Origin of the sequence: Pseudoalteromonas sp. SR43-7, assembly GCF_014163785.1 — a bacterium.
Taxonomy (GTDB): domain Bacteria; phylum Pseudomonadota; class Gammaproteobacteria; order Enterobacterales; family Alteromonadaceae; genus Pseudoalteromonas; species Pseudoalteromonas distincta.
Genome location: NZ_JACJDY010000035.1, coordinates 1 through 17380 on the forward strand (window position 1 = coordinate 1; position 17380 = coordinate 17380).

Genomic DNA, 17380 nt, shown 5'->3' on the forward strand with positions numbered 1-17380 from the left:
GGATACTTAGATGGTTTTGGCTTAACCCATCGGGGATATCTTCTATCCTCTCGTCTAGCTGGAAGCTTAAATAAGAGCAGTGTATTGAGTAAGTGTTGCCAGTGTATTGGAATGTTCCCTGGACTCATTATAGATACTGACGAGAAATACTGAATGACAGCCATCGAACTGCTAGAGAAACTAAGCTGGTTAGGCCATATCCCTGTGACTGTCGCCGCCATCGTCATTATTCTTCGTATTAAATTATAGGCGAGTAACACGCCCCATAGCTCCTGACGCACCATGTCAGGGCGCTTACTTCTTAAATGGTATGCGCTATCAAGCATGGTTTGTTTGATTTCTCTAAACCCAAGTTCTATCTCCCAACGATGACAATATAATTCAACAATTTCATTACCTGGATAACGCAATCTATCCGTCATCGAGGTTAATATACGGTAGCTTTTACCCTTTATTGTTTTACTGATTAATCTCGCTTTAATCGTTTCAGGAACATCGGGAAAGTTTTTTTGTGCATGCTTTGTTGTTTTCAATTCAATGATATGGTCATTTTTACCCGCGCTGGAGATGATTTCATACTGTAAGTCGGGCCTTGCTGGTATCAGCCAGTGCCTCATCTTCCCAGTTAGGTGCCAACGATTTAACAGGCCTAAAGAATAATATCCTTTATCAAACATAGTCAGTGAATTATCTGGTGTACGTTCAATTAAACGCTCAGCTAATTTCATCTCGTTGGTTTTATAGTTATCAAACTCGCTACTGAGCAGTTGATGGCTGGTCAATTCCATATGACAGACCATGCGTATTTGAGGAAAGGCTGTATCACCGTATTGGTTGCTACCTGAAGAGAAGGCTTTACGATTATCAGGCGTGTCGGCTGTTCGCCACACAACACCGTCAACAGCTAATAGGTTTAAACCATTCCATGTTTCGAATGACTGTTGCTTATACATTGATTGAGCAGACTTATTGAAAACGTGTTTAACGGGATCATCACCTAACCTTTGTCTCGCCTGTACCATCGCACTTGGAGCAACGAGTGGGTTCTTGCCTGGTAACATGATATCTAGCTTATTAGCGATATTCCAAACCGATTCTTTTCGAAACAATGCCATGCCAATAACTGACCACAAAACGGCCTCAAGCGGTAACCTTCGCTTACGAACGGTTGCAATCCCTGCTTGTTGAAAACCTTGTTCAATGATTTCAGGGTCAAGAATTTCTGATAATTTTTCAAAGGTATGGTATCGGCTGCTTTCTTCAAGTGTTGCTTGCAGTGCTTGTTCTATATTCACAAAAAAATCCGTAGTTAGTTTCCTAACTACGGATTTTGCATGATCGTTTGGATCGGTCAACCGGTCATTTTCTTAACTGATCGGCATTAGCCATTAGGCTCCTTTTTCGGTGTAAGTAATATTTTTACACGTCTAGATTAACTACGCGTAGAGCGTTAGTTTCGATAAACTCTCTACGAGGCTCTACTTGATCACCCATTAAGGTGGCAAATAATTGATCCGCGCCAACAGCATCTTCAATCGTTACTTGTAACATACGACGAGCACTAGGATCCATTGTTGTTTCCCAAAGCTGGCTTGGGTTCATTTCACCCAGTCCTTTATAGCGTTGAATGTAGATCCCGCGCTTAGATTCTGTGATCAACCATTCCAAAGCATCCACAAAGTTATCAACAGGTTTTGTTTTCTCACCACGTTGAATATAAGCACCTTCTTTTAGGATGTTTGCAATGTTAGTACCAGTCACAGCAATGCGTTGGTAGTCACGTGATGCAATAAAGTCATAATGAAGTACATGTGCTTTATCAACACCGTGCTGACGAATATTCACAATCGGGTAATACATATTACGCTCAGCGTCAAACTCTGTGCCTGCATGGAAAATAGTTGCATCTTCATCACGTGCAATCAGGTCATCAACTAACTCTTTTGTCCAAGCAATTACTTTAGCTTCGTCAGAAAGGTCATCAGTTTTCAACTCTGTTTGGTAGATTAAGCGCTCCATTACCGTGTTAGGATATTTACGCTTTAAACGCTCAATAACTTTAACTGTATTTTGGTAATCGTGAACGACTTTCTCTAGCGCTTCACCTTCTAGCGCAGGAGCATCTGCACTTGGATATAAAGCAGCATTATTAAGCGCAAGTGACGTTAAGTATTCTACTAATGCAGGATCATCTTTAATATAACGCTCTTGCTTACCCTTTTTCACTTTATAAAGTGGTGGTTGAGCAATATAAATATAACCGCGTTCTACAATTTCAGGCATTTGACGATAGAAGAATGTTAGTAGTAACGTACGAATGTGAGAACCATCCACGTCCGCATCGGTCATGATGATGATACGGTGATAACGTAATTTCTCAGGGTTATATTCGTCACGACCAATACCACACCCTAATGCAGTAATTAGTGTTGCTACTTCTTGCGAAGATAACATTTTATCAAAACGTGCTTTTTCTACGTTTAATATTTTACCTTTAAGCGGAAGAATAGCTTGGTTTTTACGGTTACGTCCCTGCTTGGCTGATCCGCCAGCAGAGTCCCCTTCCACTATATATAGTTCAGATTGGGCTGGGTCTTTTTCTTGGCAATCAGCTAGCTTACCTGGTAAGCCTGCTAAGTCCATTGCACCTTTACGTCGTGTCATTTCACGGGCTTTACGCGCCGCCTCACGTGCACGTGAGGCATCAATAATCTTACCTACAACAATTTTGGCATCAGTTGGGTTTTCTAGTAAAAACTCAGTGAATTTTTCAGCCATTGCTTGTTCAACCGCAGATTTAACTTCACTTGATACTAGCTTGTCTTTAGTTTGTGATGAGAACTTAGGATCAGGAACTTTAACACTAACAACAGCCGTTAAGCCTTCACGGGCATCATCACCGGTAGCATTGCTGGTTGTTTTAGCTTTTTTGTTAAAGCCTTCTTTTTCCATGTAGTTATTAAGTGTACGTGTTAGCGCTGATCTAAAACCGGCTAAGTGAGTACCACCATCACGTTGTGGAATATTATTTGTGAAACAGTAAATGTTTTCTTGGTATGCATCATTCCACTGCATTGATACTTCAACACTAATACCATCTTCTTCACGTTCGTGAGTAAAATGGAACACACCTTTATGTATAGGTGTTTTATTACGGTTTAAGTACTCTACGAAAGCTTGAATACCGCCTTCATATTTAAAGTGGTCAGATTTATTTTCTTCACGCTCATCATTTAAGATGATGCTCACACCTGAGTTTAGGAATGAAAGCTCGCGTAAACGCTTAGCTAAAATGTCGTAATGAAAATCTAAATTTGTGAATGTTTCAGCGCTTGGCCAAAAACGTAATTCTGTACCTGTTGTTTCTGAGTCACCAATTACAGCTAAAGGTGCATCTGGAACACCCATAGTATAAAACTGCTCATGAAGCTTTCCTTCACGACGAACAGTCAGTTTTAGTTTTTCTGAAAGTGCATTTACAACAGAAACACCAACACCGTGTAAGCCACCTGATACTTTATAAGAGTTATCATCAAACTTACCACCGGCATGAAGTACCGTCATAATAACTTCGGCTGCAGATACGCCTTCTTCTTCATGGATAGAAGTTGGGATACCACGACCGTTATCTCGAACTGAGACAGAACCGTCTAAGTGAATCGTTACATAAATATCATCACAATGACCTGCTAAGGCTTCATCGATCGAGTTATCAACGACCTCAAACACCATGTGGTGTAAGCCTGTGCCATCATCGGTGTCCCCAATATACATTCCAGGACGCTTTCTTACTGCGTCTAATCCTTTAAGTACTTTAATACTCGACGAGTCATAATTCTCAGACATGGTTAATCCCACTTATCTTGTTATTAGGTTGCCATGTTTCACGTGGAACATTTGTAGTTCTCGTTGCATGGGTTCCACCACAGCAGAAATACTTTCAGATAAAATTGAAGAGATAAAAATTTGAGAACTGCAGTGAGCAAGTAATTGTCCCACTTTCTCTTTTGTATCTTCGCCTAGTTCTGAAGGTAGATCATCTATTAGCAATATAGATTGCTTATCTGTCTCTGACTCAATTAAGCTATTTTGCGTAACTTTCAACGCATACAATAATAGCTTTAATTGACCGCGTGAGAATGTATTCTCCACACTGTTGCCAGCGACACTAAAACTAAAATCGGCCTTATGAGGGCCTTTACTTGTAAACCCTTGGCGAGCATCTCGCTCAAAGTTTTGCTCTAACGCATCTGCAAGAGATTCAGTCTCTTTCCAGCCTGCGCTAAAGGTCATTTCTAAATCGCGTACAAGCGTCAATTCTGCACACATTTTATCAAAAAATTGCTGCTTAAACCTACTTATATACGCCAATCTTAATTTATTTATTTCTTCAGCCAGTCTAACAAATTCTTTGTCCCAAAACTTAATTTGGTCAAAATAATTCTTGGGCTTAGTTTTTAACAATGCATTACGTTGTTTAAGTACTTTATTAAATGATTGCCACAAAAAAAAGAACTCATGTTCCACGTGGAACAAACCTAAATCTAAAAACTTTCTGCGCTCTTTAGGTCCACCAAAAAACAAAGAATAACTCTCTGGTGTAATAATTTGTACAGGCATAAGTTGAGCGAGTTCTGATATCTTACGGCTCGCCTTACCTTGAATTTTTAAATTGGTCTCACCCATTTGCGTTTTACTAATACCAATTGGAATTGATAAATCGTGTATTGTTTTACGCCCGTGAATTACAAATTGCTCTTGCTGGTGCGCAATAATACTTTTGTGTTTTGGAGTACGAAAAGATTTGCCATGAGAAAGGTAATATATAGCCTCTAAAAGGCTGGTTTTTCCGCTGCCATTTTCACCATAAATTATGTTAACGCCATTTACTGGTTCTAGCGTCAATGCCTCAATATTACGAAAATATTTGAGGCTCAAATGACTTAAGCTCATTGTGTATTTATAGTCTTATAAACGCATAGGCATAACAACATACATTGCTTCTTCATCACCCGCACCTTCAATTAGTGCACTGCTGTTTGAATCAGCTAATGTAAATAGTACATCTTCGGTTTTTAATGTATTTAATACATCAAGTACATAAGATACGTTAAAACCTATTTCTAGGTCAGCGCCTTCGTAACTTACTTCAACAACCTCTTCAGCTTGTTCTTGCTCTGGGTTATTGGCTGTAATTTTTAGTAAACCGTTTGATAAGTTTAAACGTACACCACGAAATTTTTCGTTAGATAAAATAGACACACGTTGAAACGCATTACGTAACCATTCACGGTTAGCCGTAATTACCTTATCGCCACCACGGGGCAATACTCGACGGTAATCAGGAAAGCGTCCATCCACCAATTTACTAGTAAACGTAAATTCTAAATCGATAATACGAATATGGTTAGCACCAAACTGAATTGTAACTAGTTCATCATCAGCAACCATAAGACGCATAATTTCTTGCACACCTTTGCGCGGAATGATTAACTGGCGCTGTGTATTAAGCGATTGTGTTAATTGCTTTTGCGCAATAGCTAAACGGTGACCATCTGTTGCAACTGTTTTTATATCTGTATTATCTACTTCAAACGACATACCGTTTAAGTAATAACGCACGTCTTGATTTGCCATCGAAAAATGAGTGCTTTCAAGTAATTTACGTAACTCTAAGCGAGTAAGTTGAAATTCAACCTCGCCATCCCACTGTTCTAAATTAGGAAAATCATCAGCAGATAAAGTCGTTAATGAAAAACGGCTTTTACCACTGGTTAAAAGTAATTGGTGCTCTTGCAAGCTTAAAGTAATGTCTGAACCATCTGGTAGACTTTTACAAATATCGAGTAACTTTTTAGCGGGTAACGTTAGTTTTGTATCGGCAATATCATCACCTACAAATACCCCAGAAACTAATTCAATTTCAAGGTCAGTACCCGTCATTGAAAGTTGTCCGTTTTCTACCACTAACAAAACGTTAGATAAGATTGGTAGCGTGTGTTTGCGCTCTATTGCACCCGACACTTGCACCAATGGCTTTAAAAATTGTTGTCTTGATATTGTTATTTGCATAATAAAGTCAGCCCTAAGATGACAATGTTCTTATTAAGTTTTGGTAATCTTCTTTAATTTCGTGGCTTTCGTCACGTAGTGATTTTATCTTACGACATGCGTGTAATACGGTCGTATGATCGCGTCCACCAAATGCGTCACCAATCTCAGGTAAGCTGTGATTAGTTAATTCTTTAGATAATGCCATGGCAACTTGGCGTGGCCTTGCTATAGAGCGGCTGCGGCGCTTAGACAATAGATCTGACACTCGAATTCGATAGTACTCAGCAACGGTGCGCTGAATATTATCTATCGTGACCAGCTTATCTTGCAAGGCAAGTAAATCGCGTAGTGCTTCTTTTACAAAATCAATCGAAATTGGACGACCTGTAAAATTAGCATTAGCAATTACACGGTTAAGTGCGCCTTCTAGTTCACGTACATTTGAACGTAATTTTTTGGCGATAAAAAAGGCAACTTCATGTGGTAAGTTAATCTTACTTTGCTGTGCTTTTTTCATCAAAATAGCAACGCGAGTTTCAAGCTCTGGTGGCTCAATCGCGATTGTTAATCCCCAACCAAAACGTGATTTAAGACGGTCTTCGACCCCTTCAATCTCTTTTGGATAACGATCAGAGGTTAAAATAATTTGTTGGTTGCCTTCAAGTAATGCATTAAAGGTATGAAAAAACTCTTCTTGTGAACGCTCTTTATTAGCAAAAAATTGAATATCATCAATCATTAATGCGTCAACACTGCGGTAATAGCGCTTAAATTCTTCTATCGCATTATTTTGCAGTGCCTTTACCATATCTTGAACAAAGCGTTCTGAATGCATGTAAACAATTTTAGCATCTGGCTTGTTTGCCATAATGCCGTTACCTACTGCATGTAATAAGTGAGTTTTACCTAAACCAGTACCACCGTAAATAAATACAGGGTTAAAAGCAGAGCCAGGATTATCGGCAACTTGAGTGGCCGCTGCTTTTGCTAATTGGTTTGACTTACCCTCAACAAAGCTGTCAAAGGTATAGTTTTCTTTAATGTTAGATTTGTAACCTGACTTAGGTGCAGGTTCAACAACAGGCTTTTGCTCACGAGGCTGTTGTTTTGTAGAAGCTTGTGGTGCTGATTGTGTTTCTATAACCGGTGTAGCTTGTGCATTTAATAAAGGCTTACTACCTACATCAAAACGTAGCTTTGGTGCTTCAACACCACAAATTTCTACTAATAATTCATTAATTCTATTTAGGTACTTTTCTCTTACCCAATCAAGCACAAAGCGATTAGGTGCATAAATCGTCAAGGTATCTTCGGTACTTTCTGCTTGTAGTGGTCTTACCCACATACTGAATTGCTGCGAAGGCAGCTCATCTTGCAATACATATAAACAACTTTGCCAAACCGACAGATACACAGTTAAACTCCCAGAGATATAATTTTTATTCCCGCACATCATTAATGATTATAAATCATACATTTATTGCGTTCAAATGGTCCAATAAGCGACCCAAGACCGCGTATTATGAAGGCACTTTATCCACAAGTAAAAGATTGATTTTTATAAAATTGTTGATATCGATGTATAAAATCATTAACAACCTGATTTAAAACAGTTTTTATTTTAGATCCGAAGAGGAGATCATAACAAAATAACACCAAGATCGCGAACCAAATTTACGATCCAATTTTCTTTTCCCCCGCTTTTATTCACTTTTTATACAGGGGCTGTGGAAAACTTCTTATTTATGATGATCCTATCAGATCGCTCTACATGATCTCTTCATGGACCATAAGTAGGCTATATACTGCGAACGTAATTATGATTGACTTTACGTTACTTACTCTATAATATCTCGCGCTCGCAATGGCACCTATGCCAGGATCGCGACCTGTATAGGATGTTTTAACTTTAACCGATCGGATGAGATTGTTATGAAAAGAACTTTTCAACCTAGCGTTTTAAAACGCAAACGTGCACACGGCTTCCGTGCTCGCATGGCAACTGTAAATGGCCGTAAAGTATTAGCACGTCGCCGCGCTAAAGGCCGCAAAGTTCTTTCTGCTTAATTTATAAGTGGAAGACTTTAGCTTTGGCAGGGAGTTACGTCTGTTAACTCCCTCGCATTACTCTCGCATATTTAATGAACCCGCTCGGGCTGCAACTCCTTTCTTTACTCTATTAGCTAAACCAAATGACCAAGAAAAACCTCGGTTAGGTCTTACTGTTGCTAAAAAACGCGTAAAAAAGGCATGCCAACGAAACCGTATTAAACGTCTCGCTCGCGAAAGTTTTCGTTTAAATCAACACAGCATCGATAATATTGATATTGTGCTTATGGTGAAAAGTGGTATAGATGAACAGTCTAATGAAGAATTAACCAAACAACTTACTAAATTATGGCGAAAAATTAACGAACGCTGTAAACCAGGTGCACCTAAACCGCCACCTTTTAAGAAACGCCCAAACAAATCAGCTAAATCTAATAAACAAACCTAATTGCAATAGAATTGCAGGGTTAATTAATGTATCTTTAGCTCACCTTTTAATCATGCATTTAAAATTTCTAATTGAGTCTTTAAATACATGATATCTATCTCACTAAACTTAAGTAGGGGCATAAACATCATGAGGTTAATTAAACCACTTGTTGCTTTTCCTAAGATTTGTTTAGTGTTATTTATCCGCGGTTATCAAAAGTGGATTAGCCCGCTGTTAGGTCCGCATTGTCGTTTTAATCCAAGCTGCTCACATTATGCAATTCAAGCAATTAATTTGCATGGATTTATAAAAGGTAGTTGGTTAGCTTTAAAACGCATATTAAAATGCCATCCTTTACATTCAGGTGGAGACGACCCCGTACCTGAAAAATTAACCCATATTAACCACCAACACGAGAAATAAGAGCTGTTATGGAATCGCAACGCACGTTTTTATTAATTGGCCTAATGCTAGTGTCGTTTTTATTGTTCCAAGAATGGGATAATGATTACAACAAGCCTAAAGCCGATCCAAGTGCCACAACACAAACACTACAAGCAAATTCACCAGAGTCGGATGATTATATTCCTTCATCGTCAGATTCAGGTTTACCCGCTTCAGCAACTTTAGCTAAACGTTCAGTTATTGAAATCACAACTGACGTTTTTAAAGTTAAAATTGACACCAAAGGCGGTGACATTGTTGAAACAGACCTTCTTCAATACGAAGAAACTAAAGGAAGTGAAACACCTTATATGCTTCTTGGTCAGCTTGATAGTGGCAAACAATACTTTTCACAAAGTGGCTTAATTGGCTTAAATGGCCCTGACGCGTCAGCTAACGGTCGCCCTACTTATAGTACCGAACAAAAATCATATACCTTAACGGGTGATGAGCTTCGCGTTCCACTTCAGTTTACTGATAGTAATGGTGTTAGTTTTACTAAAACGTATGTATTCAAAAAAGGTCAGTATGACGTAGGCTTAGAATACAAAATCAACAACACTACCAGCGCACCTCTTCAAGTACAGCTATACACGCAAATTAAGCGTACCGTACAAGAAAAAGGTAGCATGGTTGATCAAAACTATTTAGGTGCTGCATACGGTACTGACGAAGAACCATATGAAAAGTATAGTTTTTCAGATATGGCTGATAAAAACCTAAACAAAAACACGCAAGGTGGTTATGTTGCATTTATACAACATTACTTTGTAAGTGCTTGGGTTCCAATGCAGGATCAAACAAATACAATTTATAGCTTAATTACAAAAAGTAATGCCGCTATTATTGGTGCTAAAGATCCCGCTGTAAATATTCAAGCTGGTAGTGAGCAAACACTAACTGCTACTTATTATATGGGTCCGAAAGAGTCAGATATTCTTGAAGCGATTCACCCAGACTTAGACTTAACTGTAGATTACGGTTGGTTATGGTTTATTTCGCAACCTTTATTCGTATTGCTAAAATGGCTACATAGCATTTTAGGTAACTGGGGTGTAGCAATTATTGCCATCACTATTATCGTTAAATCGTTAATGTACCCACTTACTAAAGCGCAATACACTTCAATGGCAAAAATGCGTGCGCTACAGCCTAAAATGGCAGCTCTTAAAGAAAAGTTTGGTGACGACCGTCAAAAGTTCGGCCAAGCAACTATGGAAATGTACAAAAAAGAAAAAGTTAACCCAATGGGTGGCTGTTTCCCTATTTTACTTCAAATGCCGATTTTCTTAGCCTTGTTCTACGTATTCTTAGAATCTACTGAACTTCGCCATGCTGAATTTATTTTTTGGTTAACTGACCTTTCTGCACAAGACCCGTACTACGTATTACCAATCTTATTTGGTGCGAGTATGTTTGTGACGCAAAAACTACAGCCTATGACGGTAACTGATCCAATGCAGCAAAAAATGATGACCTTTATGCCGGTTATCTTCTCTGTATTCTTCTTATGGTTCCCATCGGGTTTAGTTCTTTACTGGTTAGTGTCTAACCTTATTTCTATTGTCCAGATGTTAATCATCTACCGTGGCATGGAAAAGAAAGGAATTAAAGTAAGAGGCTAACTAAGCTCCTACTTATATAAAGGCGACTTCGGTCGCCTTTTTTATTGCCTGTTTTTCACCAGAGTATTCGCGAGTGTTTATTTCATAGGTTACAATACCGCCATAAAGTTACTCATCGTTGGCAAATTAATAGCATGATCAATCAAGATACAATTGCAGCACAAGCAACTGCCCCCGGACGTGGTGGTGTTGGTATTATTCGCGTTTCAGGCAGCCTTGCTAAAAGTGTCGCCGAAAAAGTAGTAGGTAAAATTCCTAAAGTTCGCTACGCCGATTACGTGCCATTTAAAAGCCTAGCTGGCGAGCAACTTGACCAAGGTATTGCCATTTACTTTGCAGGTCCTAACTCATTTACTGGTGAAGACGTACTTGAATTACAAGGCCACGGCGGTCCTGTAGTACTTGATATGCTACTTAAAGAAATTAGTAAAATAGAGGGCGTTCGTTTAGCAAAGCCTGGTGAGTTTTCTGAGCGCGCATTTATGAATGACAAGCTTGATTTAACACAAGCAGAGGCCATCGCCGACTTAATTAATGCTACAAGCGAACAAGCTGCCAAAAGCGCCCTACAGTCTCTCCAAGGTGAATTTTCTAAACACATAGAAACGCTTGTAGAAAAAGTAATTCACTTACGTATGTATGTAGAAGCGGCAATAGATTTTCCTGATGAAGAAATTGATTTTTTATCAGACGGTAAAGTATCAGGCGACTTAGACGCCATTATTACCCAGCTTAATACCGTAACCAACCAAGCAAAACAAGGTAGCATCATGCGCGAAGGTATGCGTGTTGTTATTGCTGGGCGCCCAAATGCCGGTAAATCAAGCCTACTAAACGCCCTAGCCGGTCGTGAAGCTGCAATCGTAACAGAAATAGCCGGTACCACTCGCGACGTACTACGAGAGCATATACATATAGATGGTATGCCATTGCATATTATAGATACCGCAGGCCTACGAGAGAGCCCAGATAGAGTAGAACAAATAGGTATTGAACGGGCGTGGGATGAAATAAACCAAGCCGATCGCGTTTTATTTATGCTTGATGGCACTGACACTATAGATACTGACCCGCATAAAATTTGGCCTGAATTTATGGCCAAATTACCAGAAGGTATGGGGGTTACGGTCATCAGAAATAAAGCTGATTTATCGGGTGATATAGTCGGAATGGAGCAAGAGCAACAATACCCGGTCATCAGCTTAAGTGCTAAAAATGCTGACGGTATTGAGCTTGTTCGCGAGCATTTAAAAGCCTGTATAGGCTTTCAAGGCGCAACAGAGGGTGGCTTTATGGCGCGCCGTCGTCATTTGGATGCGCTAGAGAGTGCTGCTTATCATTTAGAAACAGGTAAAACACAATTAGAAATGCACATTGCTGGTGAAATATTGGCTGAAGAACTGCGTTTAACACAGCAGTATTTAAACGAAATAACCGGTGAATTTACCTCAGACGACTTACTTGGCAAGATATTTAGCTCATTTTGTATTGGTAAATAAGCACCTTATTACAGATATATTTTTATTATAAGAGCACTTAGGTGCTCTTTTTTTATGTAAAATATTCACTATAAAATATGTATTTGTACCGTCAATCCCAGCCAGTTCTGCCAATAAAATCATACCCAAAGCGATAATTATTACCAGCCAGATTATGTAGATTAGACAGTGAAAAGAGCCTTTAAGTAAGGTATTAATAGCGCAAGTAACACCCATTTTAAGGTCAAAACCGATACATATTTCAAACAAAAATACGTTTTAAAATCGTTATCCTCCACACAAAAGTTAGTTATAAATAGCTTTTTTATAATTACCTAGCTCATAAAAACTGATGTTATTTGCTCAATTTAAGAGCTAAAACGTGAAGATCAACACTCTAAAAAACCAACTTTATACAACATATGGACAGACGATCACTGCGGCTTTTTAATAAAAATGACTCGAGATTTGAGTGCGTCAAACTTTTGATCTACCAATCCACCAGCAAAATACATAGAAAAAGCAGCTATAAATACGCATTAAATTAAATATATTGAGATCACTTATCCACAAAATCTAATTTTTAGCTCAAATAAATAGTAAATTGAGCTACCACACAGAGAAAAACCTAACGATCTATTAAAATTATCTGTTTATAAGCTTATTTTTAATTAATTTCGTTAGATCAGCCCAATTAGATCATTTAATAAAATTATTTTCGATCTAAATTTAAGGTTATCAACAACCTTTATATCCACATTATGATCACCTTGTGCTTTTTATGCCTAGATTTATAATTAAATCTTTCACTAAATAGTAATATCAATAACTTAGCGATTATTAAACAACCTAAAAGGTGTGTTTAAACAGAGCTTTCCCCACTGTTATCAACAACTTGATCAGAAGATTACATTTAAAGATATTTTGTTAACCCCTATAATATCAACAACTTAAGGAGCCGCTTTCAAATAAGAATAAAATTAGCACAAAAATAGTTATACAAAAAAGCACTCTTAACTTTACTGTTACTCACACTCAGTTATCATAGGCAGCAATTAAAACCAATGTGATCACTAATATTCATGAGTTCAGTAAATCTTATTGTTGGCAGCCAAATGGGATCAGCCGAGTATGTTGCAGAGCAACTAAGCGACGCGCTTAATAACCTTGGTATTACTACACAACTACATGATCAACCTGAATTTAGCGATATTGATCAGCAAAATACCATTTGGTTAATTTGCACATCTACTTATGGTGCAGGTGATTATCCTGAAAACTTTATTAGCTTTGTTGAAGATGTGACTCAAGCTAATGATTTATCAGAATTAAAATACTCAGTAATCGCTTTAGGTGATACCAGTTATGACACTTACAACCAAGCTGGACGTAATATAGATGCCTTATTATCTCAAAAAGGCGCTATAAAAGTAGCAGAACGCTTAGAGCTTAATATTCTCGATGAAGCACTACCAGAAGACACAGCATTAGCATGGTTAGACTCTTGGATAACCAAAACAGGCTTAAAATAGATAGATCAAGTAAAAAGTTATATATAAAGTTACCCACAATTTACTAATAATTTAATAGATTTTGTGGATAAAGATTGAATAAACTGCTTTTTAAAGCATGCTTATCCATGGGATAAGATCCAACTGATTCAGCCCTGTGCATAAGGTGCCTTTTTGATCAGAGCTTATTTGCTGGATGATCCGATCATATTAACACCTTTAGATCTGATCTAATTTCATGTTTTAAATGAAGATCTAAACCTTATCAACAGAAAAGCTGATCAGTAGTAGTAATAGTAATAAAAGATCTCTTTAAAAGATCCTTTATATTATTAGAGATCACATACTTAGATCTTGCTCTTTGTTTAATCATTTATCTTCTGCCAATTTCTAGGTAGAATACGCTCCCTTTTGAAGTTTACCGGTTTGATTTAAGTAGGATCCCATTAATGATTTTTCACGAAAATTTTGACGTTATCGTAGTAGGTGGTGGACATGCTGGCACTGAAGCCGCATTAGCAGCTGCCCGTATGGGGATGAATACCCTGCTACTGACTCACAATATGGATACCCTTGGTCAAATGTCTTGTAACCCAGCGATTGGTGGGATTGGCAAAGGTCATTTGGTAAAAGAAATTGATGCGCTTGGCGGTGCAATGGCACAGGCCATTGACAAAGGCGGGATCCAATTTCGCACACTAAACTCTTCAAAAGGACCTGCTGTTCGTGCAACTCGAGCACAAGCAGATCGCGCTTTGTACAAAGCAGCTATTCAAACAACATTACAAAATCAAGATAACCTTAAGATTTTTCAACAATCATGTGATGATCTTATTGTTGAAAACGATCGTGTTACTGGCGTAATAACTCAAATGGGTTTACGTTTTAGTGCTCCAAGTGTTGTTTTAACCGTGGGTACTTTTTTAGGTGGCCAAATACACATTGGTTTAGAAAATTACAAAGGCGGTCGTGCTGGTGATCCACCATCAATTGCATTGGCTGAACGTTTACGCGAACACCCTTTTAGAGTGGATCGCTTAAAAACAGGTACTCCGCCACGTATTGATGCACGTACTGTTGATTTTACAAAAATGGAAGCACAGCCTGGTGATATGCCAACACCTGTATTTTCATTTATGGGTAAACAATCAGATCACCCACAACAAATACCGTGTTACATCACTTACACAAACGAAAAAACACATGATGTTATTCGTAAAAACCTACATCGCTCACCTATGTATTCAGGTGTTATTGAAGGTATTGGTCCACGCTATTGCCCATCAATTGAAGATAAAATTGTACGTTTTGCGGATAAAGATAAGCACCAAATATTTGTTGAACCTGAAGGCTTAACATCATACGAATTATATCCAAATGGTATTTCTACTAGTTTACCGTTTGATGTACAACTTGAGATTGTGCAATCTATTTCTGGTTTTGAAAATGCACATATTTGTCGACCAGGCTATGCAATAGAATATGACTACTTTGATCCACGCGACTTAAAACAGTCTTTAGAAACAAAATTTATCGAAGGCTTATTTTTCGCGGGTCAAATTAACGGGACTACCGGTTATGAAGAAGCGGGTGCACAAGGCTTAATTGCAGGTATGAATGCTGCATTAAAAGTGCAAGGTAAAGACTCTTGGACGCCACGTCGCGATGAAGCTTACGTGGGCGTATTAATTGACGACTTAGCAACACTAGGTACGAAAGAACCGTACCGGATGTTTACTAGCCGTGCCGAATACCGTTTACTACTTCGTGAAGATAATGCAGATATTCGCTTAACTGAAAAAGGCCGTGAGCTGGGTTTAGTTAATGACGAACGTTGGCAGGCATTTAACGAAAAAATGGAAGTAATTGAGAAAGAAAAACAACGCATTAAAGATACGTGGATTCATAAAGATCACGTCGTTGTTGATCAAGTAAATGCATTACTAAAAACACCATTAACTCGTGAAGCAAGTTTAGAAGAATTACTTCGTCGTCCAGAGATTCGTTATAACGATCTTATGGCTATTGACGGTTTAGGATCTGAATTTACAAACGTAGCAGCACTTGAACAAGTTGAGATCCATACTAAGTACGCAGGCTATATTGCGCGTCAACAAGATGAGATCAATAAGCAGCTTCGTCATGAGCAAACAATTTTACCAAAAGAGTTTGATTACAAAACTGTATCAGGTTTATCAAATGAGGTTGTTGCTAAGCTTATTGAGTCACGTCCAGACACTATTGGCCAAGCATCGCGTATTTCTGGTATCACCCCAGCGGCGATTTCGCTATTATTAGTGTATCTGAAGAAGCAAGGCTTATTACGCAAATCTGCGTAACGATAAGGGTACATAGTGTTACAGCAACAATTAACTACATTGTTAGCGCAAACTGATATTGCGCTAACACAAAAACAACAGCAACAGCTAGTTCGTTACGTCGAGTTATTAGATAAGTGGAATAAAGCTTATAATTTAACTTCGGTACGCTTACCTGAAGAAATGATGATTAAGCATATTATGGATAGTTTAGTTGTTGCACCTCACTTACCCGGTCATCATTATATTGATGTTGGCACAGGGCCTGGCCTTCCGGGCATTGTATTAGCGATTGCATTACCTAACACACAATTTGTGTTATTAGATAGTCTAGGTAAACGCGTTCGCTTTTTAATGCATGTTAAACATGAGCTTGGCCTTGATAACGTAACACCTGTTCAGTCAAGAGTTGAAGAATATCAGCCAAGTGTTAAATTAGATGGCGTACTCAGTCGTGCATTTGCTTCATTACAAGATATGGTTGACTGGTGTTCGCACTTAATTGATCATTCGGGTAAATTTATAGCGCTTAAAGGTGTGTTCCCTAGTGAAGAGCTAGAGTCATTACCTACTGGCGTTAAGTTTGAGCAAAAAATTGCATTAGAAGTACCTAAGTTAGATGCACAACGACATTTAATTATTCTTTCTAAAGACTAGGGATCAGAGACACTGTGGCAAAAGTCATCGCATTAGCAAATCAAAAAGGTGGAGTGGGTAAAACTACAACCGCTGTAAACCTCGCTGCGTCTATGGCTGCAACGAAACGTAAAGTGCTGTTAATTGATCTCGATCCGCAAGGCAATGCGACTATGGGAAGTGGCGTAGATAAGTACGGCGACGTACCAACTATTTACGACTTACTTATTGAAGATAAACCTATAGAAGACGTTATTATCAAAGAAACGTCTGGCGAATACCATATGATTGCTGCAAACGGTGATGTAACCGCTGCAGAAGTTAAACTTATGGAATTATTTGCCCGTGAAGTGCGTTTACGCAACGCACTTGAAAAAATTCAGGACCAGTACGAATTTATTTTTATCGACTGTCCGCCCTCTCTAAATATGTTAACTGTTAACGCAATGGCCGCAGCTGATTCTATTTTAGTGCCAATGCAGTGTGAGTATTATGCACTTGAAGGATTAACCGCATTAATGGATACGATTACGCAACTTGCTAAGTTAGTAAACCCTAGCTTACAAATTGAAGGCATACTTCGTACTATGTACGATCCGCGTAATCGTTTAGCAAATGACGTATCAGAACAATTAAAACAACATTTTGGCGACAAAGTATACCGTACGGTGATCCCGCGTAATGTTCGTTTAGCAGAGGCACCTAGTTTTGGTACACCTGCTATGTATTATGACCGGGCATCAAGTGGCGCTAAAGCATATTTAGCGCTCGCTGGTGAAATGTTACGTAGAAAAGAAAAAACAGCGTCCGTTGTCGCCTAACTTTGAGGTAAAAA

At 38.6% G+C, this 17380-nt stretch carries 14 protein-coding genes; 9 read left to right on the forward strand and 5 right to left on the reverse strand.

Annotated features, from left to right (window positions below; all coding sequences use genetic code 11):
* The 5 genes from H5087_RS19015 to dnaA form a co-directional block, all read right to left on the reverse strand.
* A partial coding sequence (locus H5087_RS19015) for an IS4 family transposase (protein WP_404936098.1) occupies nucleotides 1-1295 on the reverse strand: 1295 nt, incomplete at its 3' end.
* A 124-nt stretch (nucleotides 1296-1419) separates the two neighbouring features.
* Complete coding sequence (gyrB, locus tag H5087_RS19020) at nucleotides 1420-3846, reverse strand: DNA topoisomerase (ATP-hydrolyzing) subunit B (protein WP_182673044.1); 2427 nt, start codon at nucleotides 3844-3846, stop codon at nucleotides 1420-1422.
* Nucleotides 3847-3858: 12 nt separating this feature from the next.
* Nucleotides 3859-4953 (reverse strand): DNA replication/repair protein RecF, encoded by a 1095-nt coding sequence (recF, locus tag H5087_RS19025; protein ID WP_182673045.1) that lies wholly within the window; start codon nucleotides 4951-4953, stop codon nucleotides 3859-3861.
* A 15-nt stretch (nucleotides 4954-4968) separates the two neighbouring features.
* Nucleotides 4969-6072 (reverse strand): DNA polymerase III subunit beta, encoded by a 1104-nt coding sequence (dnaN, locus tag H5087_RS19030; RefSeq protein ID WP_182673046.1) that lies wholly within the window; start codon nucleotides 6070-6072, stop codon nucleotides 4969-4971.
* 13 nt (nucleotides 6073-6085) lie between these two features.
* The gene (gene dnaA, locus H5087_RS19035) at nucleotides 6086-7468 is read right to left on the reverse strand and encodes a chromosomal replication initiator protein DnaA (RefSeq protein ID WP_182673047.1); all 1383 of its coding nucleotides are present in this window, start codon (nucleotides 7466-7468) and stop codon (nucleotides 6086-6088) included.
* A 518-nt stretch (nucleotides 7469-7986) separates the two neighbouring features.
* On the opposite strand from dnaA, the gene rpmH reads away from it, so the two are divergent.
* The 9 genes from rpmH (at nucleotide 7987) to H5087_RS19080 (ending at nucleotide 17366) form a co-directional block, all read left to right on the forward strand.
* Nucleotides 7987-8121, forward strand: a complete 135-nt coding sequence (gene rpmH / locus H5087_RS19040; RefSeq protein WP_004335215.1) for a 50S ribosomal protein L34 — start codon at nucleotides 7987-7989, stop codon at nucleotides 8119-8121.
* A 7-nt stretch (nucleotides 8122-8128) separates the two neighbouring features.
* Nucleotides 8129-8551, forward strand: a complete 423-nt coding sequence (gene rnpA, locus H5087_RS19045) for a ribonuclease P protein component (RefSeq protein WP_004335217.1) — start codon at nucleotides 8129-8131, stop codon at nucleotides 8549-8551.
* 129 nt (nucleotides 8552-8680) lie between these two features.
* Nucleotides 8681-8956 carry a membrane protein insertion efficiency factor YidD gene (gene yidD, locus H5087_RS19050; protein ID WP_004335219.1) on the forward strand — a complete coding sequence of 92 codons (276 nt, stop codon included), beginning with the start codon at nucleotides 8681-8683 and terminating at the stop codon, nucleotides 8954-8956.
* An 8-nt stretch (nucleotides 8957-8964) separates the two neighbouring features.
* Nucleotides 8965-10602, forward strand: coding sequence for a membrane protein insertase YidC (yidC, locus tag H5087_RS19055; RefSeq protein ID WP_024597181.1), 1638 nt, complete (start codon nucleotides 8965-8967; stop codon nucleotides 10600-10602).
* Nucleotides 10603-10736: 134 nt separating this feature from the next.
* Nucleotides 10737-12101, forward strand: coding sequence for a tRNA uridine-5-carboxymethylaminomethyl(34) synthesis GTPase MnmE (mnmE, locus tag H5087_RS19060; protein WP_007584209.1), 1365 nt, complete (start codon nucleotides 10737-10739; stop codon nucleotides 12099-12101).
* A gap of 1061 nt (nucleotides 12102-13162) precedes the next feature.
* Nucleotides 13163-13612: an FMN-binding protein MioC gene (gene mioC, locus H5087_RS19065; protein WP_024604761.1), complete on the forward strand. Its 450-nt coding sequence runs from the start codon at nucleotides 13163-13165 to the stop codon at nucleotides 13610-13612.
* 428 nt (nucleotides 13613-14040) lie between these two features.
* Nucleotides 14041-15930 (forward strand): tRNA uridine-5-carboxymethylaminomethyl(34) synthesis enzyme MnmG, encoded by a 1890-nt coding sequence (mnmG, locus tag H5087_RS19070; RefSeq protein ID WP_182673048.1) that lies wholly within the window; start codon nucleotides 14041-14043, stop codon nucleotides 15928-15930.
* A gap of 15 nt (nucleotides 15931-15945) precedes the next feature.
* A complete protein-coding gene (gene rsmG, locus H5087_RS19075) occupies nucleotides 15946-16566 on the forward strand; it encodes a 16S rRNA (guanine(527)-N(7))-methyltransferase RsmG (protein ID WP_039488568.1) in 621 nt (206 codons plus the stop codon).
* A 14-nt stretch (nucleotides 16567-16580) separates the two neighbouring features.
* A complete protein-coding gene (locus H5087_RS19080) occupies nucleotides 16581-17366 on the forward strand; it encodes a ParA family protein (RefSeq protein ID WP_004335235.1) in 786 nt (261 codons plus the stop codon).
* Nucleotides 17367-17380 lie beyond the last annotated feature (14 nt).

Bases quoted from the DNA above. Each gene is read 5' to 3' on its own strand.
- gyrB (WP_182673044.1), bottom strand. From the start codon at position 3,846: ATGTCTGAGAATTATGACTCGTCGAGTATTAAAGTACTTAAAGGATTA.
- recF (WP_182673045.1), bottom strand. From the start codon at position 4,953: ATGAGCTTAAGTCATTTGAGCCTCAAATATTTTCGTAATATTGAGGCA.
- dnaN (WP_182673046.1), bottom strand. From the start codon at position 6,072: ATGCAAATAACAATATCAAGACAACAATTTTTAAAGCCATTGGTGCAA.
- rpmH (WP_004335215.1), top strand. From the start codon at position 7,987: ATGAAAAGAACTTTTCAACCTAGCGTTTTAAAACGCAAACGTGCACAC.
- yidD (WP_004335219.1), top strand. From the start codon at position 8,681: ATGAGGTTAATTAAACCACTTGTTGCTTTTCCTAAGATTTGTTTAGTG.
- yidC (WP_024597181.1), top strand. From the start codon at position 8,965: ATGGAATCGCAACGCACGTTTTTATTAATTGGCCTAATGCTAGTGTCG.
- mnmE (WP_007584209.1), top strand. From the start codon at position 10,737: ATGATCAATCAAGATACAATTGCAGCACAAGCAACTGCCCCCGGACGT.
- mioC (WP_024604761.1), top strand. From the start codon at position 13,163: ATGAGTTCAGTAAATCTTATTGTTGGCAGCCAAATGGGATCAGCCGAG.
- mnmG (WP_182673048.1), top strand. From the start codon at position 14,041: ATGATTTTTCACGAAAATTTTGACGTTATCGTAGTAGGTGGTGGACAT.